10 protein-coding genes are annotated in these 11,595 nt (G+C 61.6%); 7 read left to right on the top strand and 3 right to left on the bottom strand.

The window, feature by feature from the left end; genetic code table 11:
• The first annotated feature begins 38 nt into the window (after positions 1–38).
• The gene (locus BOP96_RS13125) at positions 39–1,487 is read left to right on the top strand and encodes a hypothetical protein (protein ID WP_073453012.1); all 1,449 of its coding nucleotides are present in this window, start codon (positions 39–41) and stop codon (positions 1,485–1,487) included.
• Positions 1,488–1,492: 5 nt separating this feature from the next.
• On the opposite strand, the gene BOP96_RS13130 is transcribed toward BOP96_RS13125, so the two are convergent.
• Positions 1,493–2,194 carry a sterol desaturase family protein gene (locus tag BOP96_RS13130; protein ID WP_038450634.1) on the bottom strand — a complete coding sequence of 234 codons (702 nt, stop codon included), beginning with the start codon at positions 2,192–2,194 and terminating at the stop codon, positions 1,493–1,495.
• Positions 2,195–2,488: 294 nt separating this feature from the next.
• Here BOP96_RS13130 and BOP96_RS13135 point away from each other — a divergent pair, with 294 nt between their 5' ends.
• The 6 genes from BOP96_RS13135 to BOP96_RS13160 all read left to right on the top strand — a co-directional run bounded on the left by BOP96_RS13135 (position 2,489) and on the right by BOP96_RS13160 (position 9,446).
• A complete protein-coding gene (locus BOP96_RS13135; protein WP_014719049.1) occupies positions 2,489–3,412 on the top strand; it encodes a substrate-binding domain-containing protein in 924 nt (307 codons plus the stop codon).
• A gap of 63 nt (positions 3,413–3,475) precedes the next feature.
• Positions 3,476–4,984 (top strand): sugar ABC transporter ATP-binding protein, encoded by a 1,509-nt coding sequence (locus tag BOP96_RS13140; RefSeq protein WP_014719048.1) that lies wholly within the window; start codon positions 3,476–3,478, stop codon positions 4,982–4,984.
• Positions 4,950–5,942 carry an ABC transporter permease gene (locus tag BOP96_RS13145; protein ID WP_014719047.1) on the top strand — a complete coding sequence of 331 codons (993 nt, stop codon included), beginning with the start codon at positions 4,950–4,952 and terminating at the stop codon, positions 5,940–5,942. The genes BOP96_RS13140 and BOP96_RS13145 overlap by 35 nt, the downstream gene beginning before the upstream one ends.
• Positions 5,943–5,967: 25 nt before the next feature.
• Positions 5,968–7,047 (top strand): erythritol/L-threitol dehydrogenase, encoded by a 1,080-nt coding sequence (locus BOP96_RS13150; protein ID WP_014719046.1) that lies wholly within the window; start codon positions 5,968–5,970, stop codon positions 7,045–7,047.
• Between the two features lies 1 nt (position 7,048).
• Positions 7,049–8,581, top strand: coding sequence for an FGGY-family carbohydrate kinase (locus tag BOP96_RS13155; RefSeq protein WP_073453014.1), 1,533 nt, complete (start codon positions 7,049–7,051; stop codon positions 8,579–8,581).
• A 139-nt stretch (positions 8,582–8,720) separates the two neighbouring features.
• Positions 8,721–9,446 (top strand): SDR family oxidoreductase, encoded by a 726-nt coding sequence (locus BOP96_RS13160; RefSeq protein WP_073453016.1) that lies wholly within the window; start codon positions 8,721–8,723, stop codon positions 9,444–9,446.
• Here the strand turns inward: BOP96_RS13160 and BOP96_RS13165 are convergent.
• Together BOP96_RS13165 and BOP96_RS13170 are read right to left on the bottom strand one after the other, a co-directional pair.
• Positions 9,443–10,447, bottom strand: a complete 1,005-nt coding sequence (locus tag BOP96_RS13165) for a LacI family DNA-binding transcriptional regulator (RefSeq protein ID WP_014719043.1) — start codon at positions 10,445–10,447, stop codon at positions 9,443–9,445. The two genes, BOP96_RS13160 and BOP96_RS13165, sit on opposite strands and share 4 nt — an antisense overlap.
• Positions 10,448–10,505: 58 nt before the next feature.
• Positions 10,506–11,369 carry a LysR family transcriptional regulator gene (locus BOP96_RS13170; RefSeq protein WP_014719042.1) on the bottom strand — a complete coding sequence of 288 codons (864 nt, stop codon included), beginning with the start codon at positions 11,367–11,369 and terminating at the stop codon, positions 10,506–10,508.
• Between the last annotated feature and the right edge of the window lie 226 nt (positions 11,370–11,595).

Raw genomic sequence — 11,595 nt, forward strand, 5'->3', positions numbered from 1 at the left:
ACCTGAGCTTCAATTTTTTAACTATGGATGGATAAAAAATGAAATCGAAAAAAGCCTTCATTCTGGGCGCGGCCATGGCGGCCTCTTGCTTCGTTTCGGCCTTTGCCCTGGCCGAGCAAAACCCGGCAAAACTCAGCGCGCAGGCGGTCAAGCAGGCCGTGGACAAAGCATTGAAACCTGGCGGCACGCTGGAAAAGGCCAGCGTCTCGGGCGAGCTCAAGCAAAAGCTCAATGCTGCCAAGGCCGGGCAGTCCAACGTCGTCAAAAAAAGCAAGGCAGCCGTCGGTAATGTGGCGATCGACTCCCCGGTTGGCCTGCTGGAAAAACCTGACTCGGCGCACATGAAACAGGCCGCGGTTGCAGCCTTCACGCCGTTGTTTCCCACCTTGGATATCAACACGCTTTACACTCTCACCGGTGTGGAGACCGGCGCGCAAATCGCTTACCACTTCAACCTGCCGAAAAACGCGCGAATCCAGGTGCAGCTGCTGAACCAGAGTGCCGGCACGGATATGTCGTTGACGCTGTTCCATGACGACGGCCAAGGCAACCTGACGCCGTTGGGCACCTCGGATAACCCCGGCAGTGCCGATGAATACCTCAACGGCGTGTTGCCGGCTGGTGACTACTACTGGTTCATGGTGGCCAATGCCGCGAGCAACTCGCAGTTCAGTTTCGGTGTGGCAGTGGACAGCAATATTGATGCCTACGAGCCCAACGACACTGAGCAAACCGCGTTCGCGCTGCCGGATGCCTTGAACCAGGTGACCGGTAACCTCGACAGCGTCAATGACGTGGATTACTTCTCCTTCGTCTCGTTGCGTGGCCAAGGTGTGGGCATGTTCCTGGGCGATGACGGTGCGGGCACGCGTAACCAGTGGATCTTCGAACGGTTCGATGGCACCCAGTGGGTGGAAGTCCCGCAGGGCTCTACTTCTACCTATCCCAACCTGACGCCGGGCTACACGGTCAAGGTGCGCGTGCGGGCCAACCCGGCGGTGGCATTGAACCCTCAGGCTCAATACAAGCTGACCCTCGGCTCGGCGCCACGCCTGAACCAGCACAATGTGAACGGCGATAACGTGGTGCGGATTCCCAGCTCGATCTTCCAACTGGCCACCCAGGCGGCTCGCAATCTGAGCTGGAGCACCCAGTGGTCAGACAGCACTGGCGAGCCCCTGCGTGGCGTCACTCCTGTACTGCGGGTCGACAAGCATTTTGGCGCCACTTACAACTGGGTCGACTATGAGGCCAAGACTGGCATCACCGGCGCGGCCTCGGGGAATGTCGCGCTGGGCACCTGCTCTGGGGACTACAAAGTGCGCTACCCGGACAGCGCCTCAGGCCAGACCTACAACTGGGAAACCTGGTTCAACGAGGGCGGCTGGCGCATCGAGCTCAGGGAGTTCCCTGGTGTGGGCGTGGGTGGCAATACCGTCCAATACGTCAGCCTCGGCCACATCTGCAGCCAGACTATCGTGCGCTGATTGATCTATGTGTGTGAAGCGGGGGGCAGTCCAGTTGGACTGCCCCTTTTTTTTACCGCGGGTTCCCAATGCAAAGTGCCAAATAGATAGTCCATCAACGGCAGCACGATGTTGAAGTTACGTCCCTGCATCAGCTCACGACGGTGATGCAAGGCGTGCAGGCGATGCATCTGGCGAATCCACGGTAGGCGTGCCACCGGGTGTTCAGCAGGCAGGTGTTCGCAGGCATGGAACACTTCGTAGAGCAGGTAGCCAAGGATCATGCAGCCTGCAAACAACCCGGCAACGTTGGGGCTCAGTTGGCTGAGCAGCCACCAGGCGGGGAGGGTGATGGCCAGGCTGTGCAGCACGATCAGCCAGGCTGGAAACAGGATGACGCGCCAGTCCCGGGGGCTGTCGTAAGTCATGTGATCAGGGGTGAAGAAGCTGTGGTGGTCGCCAGTGTGGCGTGCGTAGAACAGCCGGGCGAAGGCATGTTTGTGATGGCCCAGGTGGCGGTGCACGAGATAGATACACAGGTTGAAAAACAGCAGGCTCAAGGGCACGGTCAGCCACTGGAGGGCGGTGATATCGGCGGTGGAGGACCAGGCCAGCGTGATGCAGGCGATGCCGTAGCCAAGCACGAATGCGGCGTGCAGCCAGGGGTTGTAACGCGGGTTGACGCTTGCGCGGTAACGGTCGCGGAAAGTCTCGGTCGGGTGGGGCATGGCCGGCTGCTCGCTGTGTTTTTATTTGAGGCTGAGCTTAGTTGGCGTAAGCGGATGTGCGAGTTTTTACTGACCACCTCATCGCCCTGTGGGAGCTGGCTTGCCTGCGATGGCGGTGTATCAGGGCCAGATCAGTAGACTGACACTGCGCTATCGCAGGCAAGCCAGCTCACATATTTTTGCCCGAGGCCGACCAGTGGAGACTTGCACAGGTCTGAATTAATTGTTAGCTTCTGGCAAAATGTTAACGATAACATTTGCTCTAAAAATAAAAACAAAACAGAGACCCACGCCATGAAAATGCTCCCAAAAACCCTGTGTTTACTGGCTGCCAGCATCACCCTGGGCAGCGCGACCCCCGCGTTTGCCGACGCCGCCAAGCCCATCCGCATCGGCGCCTCGTTCCAGGAAATCAACAACCCCTATTTCGTCACCATGAAAAACGCCCTGGAAGAAGCCGGCGCGACCATCGGTGCCAAGTTGATCATCACTGACGCCCGCCACGACGTGTCCAAGCAGGTCAGTGATGTCGAAGACATGCTGCAAAAGGGCATCGACATCCTGTTGATCAACCCCACTGACTCCGTCGGCGTGCAATCGGCCGTCAAGTCGGCCCATGCTGCCGGCGTCGTAGTGGTGGCGGTGGATGCCCAGGCAGATGGCCCGTTGGATTCGTTCGTGGGCTCGAAGAACTTCGACGCTGGTTTCCAGGCCTGTGAGTACCTGGCTAAAACCATCGGTGACAAAGGCAATATCGCTATCCTTGACGGCATCGCCGTGGTGCCGATCCTCGAACGTGTGCGCGGCTGCAAAGAGGCGGTGGCCAAGCACCCGGACATCAAGATTGTCAGCATCCAGAACGGCAAACAGGAACGCGATCAGGCCCTGACCGTCACCGAAAACATGTTGCAGGCCCAGCCTACCCTCAAGGGCATTTTCAGCGTGAATGACAATGGCTCCCTCGGCGCGCTGTCGGCCATCGAAGCCAGCGGTATGGACGTGAAGCTGGTCAGCGTCGACGGTGCGCCGGAAGCGATCAAGGCGATCCAGAAACCCGGCAGCCATTTCATCGCCACCTCGGCCCAATACCCCCGCGACCAGATCCGCCTCGCCCTGGGCATCGCCCTGGCCAAGAAGTGGGGCGCCCAAGTACCGGCCAGCGTGCCGGTGGACATCACCCTGATCGACCAGGCCAAGGCCAAGGACTTCAGCTGGTAAACCCCCCAGGCCCCGCGTAGTTCGTGGGGCCCAGGTCTTCCTTCTGAGTGCGAGGTCGGCGGTATGAGCAGTCTTCTGAAGCTGGAAAACATCTGTAAGCGTTACCCTGGGGTGCAGGCCCTCAAGGCCATCAACCTGCAAGTGGAGCGCGGCGAAATCCACGCCTTGCTCGGGGAAAATGGCGCGGGCAAATCCACCCTGATGAAGATTCTGGGCGGGGTCGAGCACCAGGACGAAGGGCAGATCCTTATCGACGGGCAGGCCCGACAATTTGCGACCTATCGGGATGCGATTGCCGCCGGGATTGGCATTGTGTTCCAGGAGTTCAGCCTGATTCCCTACCTCACGGCGGTAGAAAATATCTTCCTTGGCCATGAGCTGAGCAACCGCTTCGGCCTGTTGCGCAAACGCGAAATGGCCGAGGCCGCGCAGGCGTTGTTCCAGCGCCTCGGGGTCAGCATTGACCTGCACTGCGCGGTCAAGCACCTGAGCGTGGCCGAGCAGCAGTTTGTCGAAATCGCCAAGGCCCTGGCCCTGGATGCACGCCTGCTGGTGCTCGATGAGCCGACCGCGACACTGACTCCCAGTGAGGCCGAGTTGCTGTTCGACATCATGCGCGAACTCAAGCGCCAAGGCGTGGCGGTGATTTTTATCTCGCACCATCTGGAAGAGATTTTCCAGGTCTGCGACCGCATCAGCGTCCTGCGCGACGGCAGCAATGCAGGCGTTACCGAAGTGGCCGACAGCGATATCGATCACTTGGTCGAGATGATGGTCGGCCGCCGACTGGAATGCAGTTTCCCGCCCAAACCCAGCAGCGAACGCGGCCCCTTGCTGCTGGAGGTCAAGGATATCCAGCTGGTGCGCAACGGCCCCCACAACCGTTTCAATTTGCACAAAGGCGAGATCCTGGGCTTCGCCGGCCTGGTGGGCTCGGGCCGCACCGAGCTGGCCCTGGGCATGATGGGCGCGCTGCCCACGATGAGCAAAGACGTGTGGCTGCGCGGGGAAAAAGTCAGCCTCGATGACCCGGCTCAAGCCCTGGCCCACGGCATCGGCCTGCTCCCCGAAAGCCGCAAGAGCGAAGGGCTGATCACCGCCTTCAGCATTCGCGAAAATATCTCCCTGAACAATTTGCCCAAGTATCAGCACGCCTCGGGCCTGATCGACAAGGCCCGCGAGTGCGCCAGCGTCGAAGCGCTGATGCGCCAGCTGTCGATCAAGGCGCCCAGTGGCGAAAGCCTTGTGGTGAACCTCAGCGGCGGCAACCAGCAAAAAGTCGTGATCGCCCGCTGGATCAACCACCACTGCGACGTGCTGGTGTTCGACGAACCGACACGCGGCATCGATGTGGGGGCCAAGGCGCAGATCTACGCGTTGATGCGCAGCCTCACCGAACAGGGCTACGCGATCATCATGATTTCCTCCGAGCTGCCCGAAGTCATCGGCATGTGCGACCGCGTCGCCGTGTTCCACAAGGGCGCCATCGTCAAAGTACTGGAAGCGTCCGCCGTCAATCCTCAAGAGGTCATGCGCCATGCAACAGGGGGCTCAAGTGAATACGTCCATTAACACCGCCGGCACCGGCCGGTTGCGCCTGAACCTGGCGCGGCTGCTGCGTTCGCCGGCGTTTTATCCCTTTGTCGGGCTGGTGGTGGTGACTCTGGTGATGATCCTCGCCAGCGACACCTTCCTCACCGCCAGCAACCTCTCCAACATCGCCCGCCAGGTGTCGATCAACGCCATCATCGCGGTGGGCATGACCTGCGTGATTCTCACCGGCGGTATCGACTTGTCGGTGGGGCCGGTGATGGCGTTGTCCGGCACCTTGACCGCCGGGCTGATGGTCGCCGGGTTGCCGCCGGGCCTGGCGATTGGCGTCGGGCTACTAGTGGGCGTGGCCTTCGGCATCGGCAACGGGCTGTTCGTGGCGTACCTGCATATGCCGCCGATCATCGTCACCCTGGCGACCATGGGCATCGCCCGTGGGTTCGGGCTGATGTACACCGACGGCTATCCGATTTCCGGCTTGCCAGAGTGGTTCGCATTCTTCGGTCGCGCCAGTGTGTTTGGCCTGCAGGTGCCGATCCTGATCATGCTGATCACCTACCTGGCGGCCTATGTGCTGCTGCAACACACCCGCATCGGCCGCTACATCTACGCCATCGGCGGCAATGAAGAAGCGGTGCGCTTGTCCGGGGTGCGAGCGGCGCGTTTCAAGCTGCTGGTGTATGGCATCAGCGGCTTCACCGCCGCGATTGCCGGGCTGGTGCTCACCTCGCGCTTGATGAGCGGCCAGCCGAATGCCGGCGTGTCGTTCGAGCTGGATGCGATTGCCGCCGTGGTACTGGGTGGTGCGTCGATTGCCGGCGGCCGCGGAGTGATCATCGGCACCTTGCTCGGCGCCATGCTGCTGGGCGTGTTGAACAACGGTTTGAACATGCTTGGCGTGTCGCCCTACGTCCAGAGCGTGATCAAGGGCGGGATCATCTTGCTGGCGATTTTCATCAGCCGTCAGCGCCATCGTTAATACTTCACTACACAGGACCGAACACATGGACAAGCACACTCACATGCAAGCCGTCGTCTGCCACGGCCCGAAAGACTACCGCCTGGAGCGCATCGGCAAACCCCAGGCGCGTACCAATGAGCTGGTGATCCGTATCGCCGCCTGCGGCATCTGCGCCAGTGACTGCAAGTGCCACTCGGGCGCGGCGATGTTCTGGGGCGGCGACAACCCCTGGGTCAAGGCGCCGGTAGTACCGGGCCACGAATTTTTCGGCTACGTGGTCGAAGCCGGCGAGGGCGCCGAGGAGCACTTTGAGGTCAAGGTCGGTGACAAGGTCATCGCCGAACAGATCGTGCCGTGTGGCAAATGCCGCTTCTGCAAATCAGGCAAATACTGGATGTGCGAAGTGCACAATATCTTCGGCTTCCAGCGCGAAGTGGCCGAAGGCGGCATGGCCCAGTACATGCGCATTCCCAAGACCGCCATCGTGCACAAGATCCCCGAATCGGTGTCCCTTGAAGACTCGGCGCTGGTGGAGCCGATGGCCTGCTCGATCCATACCGTCAACCGTGGCGATATCCAGCTCGACGACGTGGTGGTGATTGCCGGCGCGGGTACCCTTGGCCTGTGCATGGTCCAGGTCGCCGCGCTGAAGACCCCGAAAAAACTGGTGGTGATCGACATGGTCGACGAGCGCCTGGAACTGGCGAAAAAGTTCGGCGCCGATGTGGTGATCAACCCCGCCCGTGACAACGCTCGCGAGATCATCAACGGGCTGACGGACAACTACGGCTGTGACGTCTATATCGAAACCACCGGCGTACCGGCCGGCGTCACCCAGGGCCTGGACCTGATCCGCAAGCTCGGGCGCTTTGTCGAGTTCAGCGTGTTTGGCGCCGAGACCAGTGTGGACTGGTCGATCATCGGCGACCGCAAGGAGCTCGACGTGCGCGGCGCGCACCTGGGCCCGTATTGCTACCCGATCGCCATCGACCTGTTCGAGCGTGGCCTGGTCACCTCCCAAGGCATCGTCACCCATGATTTCCCGCTGGACGACTGGGCCGAGGCGTTTGAACTGGCCAATTCGACCAAGTCGATCAAGGTGCTGTTGAAGCCGGTGCTCTGAGATGGACTACGTCATCGGTGTAGACATTGGCACCCAGAGCACCAAGGCGCTGCTGGTGGATGCCCAGGGCACGATCATCGCCCAGCATAGCCACGGCTACCGGGTGGACACCCCGAAAGTGCGCTGGGCCGAGCAGTGGCCGCAGGTGTGGCTGGATGCCGTCGAGACTTGCGTGGCCCAGTGCATGGCCAAGGCCGGGGTGCCGGCGCCGCAGGTCAAGGCGCTGTGCATCAGCAGTTTGTACGGCGGTTCTGGCATTGCCGTGGATGCGCAGATGACGCCGCTGCACCCGTGCCTGATCTGGATGGACCGCCGCGCCGGCGAGCAGGTGGCCTGGGTGCGTGAGCATGTGGACCTGGAGCGCTTGTTCGCCATCACCGGCAACTCGGTGGACAGCTACTACGGCTTCACCAAGATGCTCTGGCTCAAGCAGCACCAGCCTCAGGTGTGGGCGGATACCCGTTACCTGTTGCCGCCCAACAGCTACATCAATTGGTGCCTGACCGGCGAGTTGGCGGTGGACCACAGCAGCGCCGGGAATATCGGTGGTGTCTACGACGTGGCGGCGCGCAACTGGTCAGGCGAGATGCTGGAGGCGTTGGGTATCGCGCAGTCGATGATGCCCCAGCGGTTGCTGTATTCCGGCGAGGTGGTGGGTGGTTTGCTTGCAGACTGGGCCGCACGCCTTGGCTTGCAGGCGGGCACGCCGATCCTCGCCGGGGGCGTGGACGCGGCCATGGCGACCCTGGCGGCGGGTGTCACTCAGCCAGGCAATCATGTGGCGATGATCGGCACCAGCATGTGCTGGGGCTATCTGAACCAGCAGGTGGATGCACGTCACGGTTTGGTGAGCATGCCCCACGTCTACAACGGCCACCGCGACCTGTACATCTTCGGCGGTGCGATCACCGCCGGGGCCTCGGTCAGCTGGTTTCGCGAGCAGTTCTGCCAGGCCGAAGAACAGCAGGCCCAGGCCACGGGGCAAGACAGCCTGGCGCTGCTGGAGCAGAGCGCGATGAAGATTCCGGCAGGCAGCGAAGGCGTGGTGTTTTTGCCTTACTTGATGGGCGAGCGCAGCCCGGTGTGGGATGACCGCGCCAGCGGCAGTTTTGTCGGGCTCAACCTCTACCACAGTCGCTTTCACCTGTACCGCGCGGTGCTGGAGGGCGTGAGTTTTGCCCTGCGCCACAATATCGAAGCGGGCAGCCAGGGCGCGCATTCCCTGGACCCGCGCTTGATTGTGGTGGGCGGGGCGAGCCATTCGGACCTGTGGATGCAGATCATCGCCGATGTCACACGCTACCCCGTCTACACCATCGTGCAAGAGGTAGAAGCGGCCCTGGGCGCGGCGTTGTTGGCGGCGCATACGGTGGGGCTGGTGAGTGATGGGCAGATGGACACGGGTTGGGTGCAGTTGCAACTGCGGGCGCAGCCCAAGCGGGAGAATGTCATGACCTATGACCGGGCGTTTGCCGAGTACCTGAAGCTGTATCCGGCCCTGAAACCGGTCATGCACAACCTGCAAGCCACCTGATTCAACACAGTCCAAAAATGTGGGAGCTGGCTTGCCTGCGATAGCGGAGTGTCAGTCTCCTTATCGGGAGCTGATACACCGCTATCGCAGGCAAGCCAGCTCCCACAGTGGGTCTTCATTGGTTTTGAGATCTTTATTTATGACTACCACCTTCGACTTCTTGCACCAGCGCATCCTCGTCACTGGTGCCAGCAGCGGCATCGGTCGCGAAATTGCCCAGCAACTGATCGCCAGCGGCGCTGAAGTCTTCGCTCTCGGTCGCGATGCCCAGGCGTTGGCTGCATTGGGGTGCCACACCCTGTGCGTAGATATCGCTGACAGCGTCGCCCTCGACAAAACCCTGCAAGATTTGCCGCCTCTGCACGGTCTGGTCAACTGCGCCGGTATCTCACGCCTGGAGCCTGCCGCGGCCATCAGCGCCAGCGCCTTCGACCAGGTGATGAGCGTCAACGCCCGCGCCGCTGCGCAAGTGGCCAGCCGGGTCGCGGCAAAGATGATCGAAGCGAACATGGCGGGCAGCATCGTCAACGTCTCCAGTCAGGCGTCGTTGGTGGCGCTGGACGATCACCTGAGCTACTGCGCCTCCAAGGCTGCACTGGATGCGATCACCCGCGTGCAATGCGCCGAGTGGGGCCGTTTTCGCATACGCGTCAACAGCGTCAACCCCACCGTGACCTTGACGCCGATGGCGGCCATGGCCTGGTCCGACCCGGCCAAGCGCGACCCGGCGCTGGCAGCGATTCCTTTGGGGCGTTTTGCGCAACCGGCGGAAGTGGCGCTACCGGTGCTGTTTTTGCTTAGCGACGCGGCGAGCATGATCAGTGGCGTCAGCCTGCCGGTGGACGGCGGCTACACCAGCCGCTAGCCGTTTTCCAACTGCCCGGCGATGACCACTTTGTCCCGTGGCTTGTGCGGGTCTTGCAGGCGGTCAAGTAGCAGGCGCACGGCACTGCTGCCGGCCAGGGATGCATCATGGGCTACGCAAGCGATGGGCACGCCGAAGATATCGGCGAAGGGCAGGCGGTCGATGCCACAGATGGTCAGGCTGTCATGGGCGATGTTGTGCATGCGCAAGGCGCGCAGGGCGCCCAGGGTGATCAACTGGTTGAAGCCCATGATCGCATCCGGCGCCGAGTGTGCGGCCAGGTAGTCGAGAGTATGTAAATAAGCCGGCATCAGCGTGTAGTCGCCCGCCTGCACCTCGACCTGGATGTCGGGATGTTCGGCCAGCACTTCCCGCAGGCCTTTGAGGCGCTCCACGCTGATGCGCGAGTGCTCGGGGCCGGTCAGCACCAGCAGGCGCTTGAGGTTCGGGGTTTGGCGTAACAGGTAGTGCGCGGCTTGCAGGCCGCTGTGGTAGTTGTCGAGCACAACACGGCTGAACGGGCTGTCGTGGATCGTGCGATCGAGCAGTACCACCGGGGTCTTGCCGTTGCCCAGGCGCTCCAGGTAGTCGGGCTGGTAGCTTGGCTCGTCGGAAACCGGCGACAGGATGATCCCCGCCACGCGGTAGCCCAGGAGGGTATCGACTGCCTTGCTTTCGAGTTCTTCAAGTTCATCGGTGTCCACCAGCATGATGGTGTAGCCGTGCTTTTTCGCCTCGCGGGAAATGGCCTTGATCATCTCGCTGTAGAACGGGTTGTCTACCGATGCGGTGATGACCCCGAGGATCAGGCTTTCACTGCGCTTGAGCCCACGGGCGAAGGCGTTGGGCACGTAGTCGAGCTCGCGAGCCACTTCAAGAATGCGCGCCAGGGTGGCGGGTTTGACCAGGTCGGGTTTGCTCAGGGCCCGGGACACCGTAATGGTGGTCATGCCGACCCGTTTGGCAATGTCGCTGATGGTGACGGACTTTTTCTTGTTCATCGGTAAGGCTGCGAGAGGAAACACCAGCAGGCTAGCATGTGCGCAGATGTAGAGTGATTCAAATCAGCGGGTCCCAGCGTTGCGACCAGTCGCCTTCGGCCTTCACCACCGCGCGTAGCAGTTCCAGGGCTTGCTGCAACACCGCCGAATCCCGCGCCCGCGAGTACACCAGGTAGGTCGGAAAGCTGAATTCCGGCGCCTTGGGCACGCGCTGCATCACGCCGCTGTCCAGGTAGCTTTGCACCACCCGTGTGCGGAAGTAGCCGGCACCGCCGTTTTCCAGAATGTACTGCAACGCCAGCGGCCCCAGGTTGAAACTCAGCGCGGCACGCGCACGGTCGGGCAGGGCGGCGTCGTGTTGCTGGCGAAAACCCTGGCCCCAGTCGATATACACGTAAGGCGAGGGTTTGCTCGCCAATTGCACCAGGATCAGTTTTTCTTCCAGCACCTGCTCCACCTGCAAGCCCGGCCAGTATTGCGGCTGGAACACCAAGGCGGCGTCGAGCACACCCAACTCCAGTTGGCGCAGCAGGTACTCGCCTTCACGCACCTCGGTGCGCAGCGCGTGCCCCGGAATGTGCTCGCGCAGCGCCTTGGCCCAGCCGAGCATCAATGGGTTGCACAGGCTGACCTCTCCGCCGATATGCAGCACATTGCGATAGCCATCGGGCAACGGCAGGTCGCGTCGCGCCGCTTCCCAGGTCTGCAGCAACTGGTTGGCGTACACCACGAAGGCCTCGCCGTCGGCGGTCAGCCGCGCACCGGCACGGTTGCGCACAAACAGCGTGCAGCCGAGCTGGTTCTCAAGGTTTTTGACACGAGCGGTGATAGCGGTCTGGGTGACGTGCAGTTTCTCGGCCGCTGCGGCCAGGCTGCCGCAGCGGGTGATTTCGAGGAAGGTGCGTGCCAGTTCGATGTCCATGAAGCCCCCGGGGATGAATAGGGGCATTGTAGAGCGATGCAGGATTGGAATGCGATCCATGTGGGAGCTGGCTTGCCTGCGAAGACGGCCTGACAGTCAACTGGGATGTTGGATCAGAGCGCGTACATATCCGTTATTTAGGTAACGGCCACTTAGGGTTCCGCCCTGACGGCGGCTCACTTTGCAAAAGCGGCAAAGTAAGCAAAACGCTCTTGCCCCACCACTC

The organism is Pseudomonas sp. FSL W5-0203, from assembly GCF_001896155.1.
Taxonomy (GTDB): Bacteria; Pseudomonadota; Gammaproteobacteria; order Pseudomonadales; family Pseudomonadaceae; genus Aquipseudomonas; species Aquipseudomonas paracarnis.

Coding starts and splice junctions, on each gene's coding strand:
- BOP96_RS13145 (WP_014719047.1), top strand. CDS start 4,950: ATGCAACAGGGGGCTCAAGTGAATACGTCCATTAACACCGCCGGCACC.
- BOP96_RS13135 (WP_014719049.1), top strand. CDS start 2,489: ATGAAAATGCTCCCAAAAACCCTGTGTTTACTGGCTGCCAGCATCACC.
- BOP96_RS13160 (WP_073453016.1), top strand. CDS start 8,721: ATGACTACCACCTTCGACTTCTTGCACCAGCGCATCCTCGTCACTGGT.
- BOP96_RS13125 (WP_073453012.1), top strand. CDS start 39: ATGAAATCGAAAAAAGCCTTCATTCTGGGCGCGGCCATGGCGGCCTCT.
- BOP96_RS13140 (WP_014719048.1), top strand. CDS start 3,476: ATGAGCAGTCTTCTGAAGCTGGAAAACATCTGTAAGCGTTACCCTGGG.
- BOP96_RS13150 (WP_014719046.1), top strand. CDS start 5,968: ATGGACAAGCACACTCACATGCAAGCCGTCGTCTGCCACGGCCCGAAA.
- BOP96_RS13155 (WP_073453014.1), top strand. CDS start 7,049: ATGGACTACGTCATCGGTGTAGACATTGGCACCCAGAGCACCAAGGCG.
- BOP96_RS13170 (WP_014719042.1), bottom strand. CDS start 11,369: ATGGACATCGAACTGGCACGCACCTTCCTCGAAATCACCCGCTGCGGC.
- BOP96_RS13130 (WP_038450634.1), bottom strand. CDS start 2,194: ATGCCCCACCCGACCGAGACTTTCCGCGACCGTTACCGCGCAAGCGTC.
- BOP96_RS13165 (WP_014719043.1), bottom strand. CDS start 10,447: ATGAACAAGAAAAAGTCCGTCACCATCAGCGACATTGCCAAACGGGTC.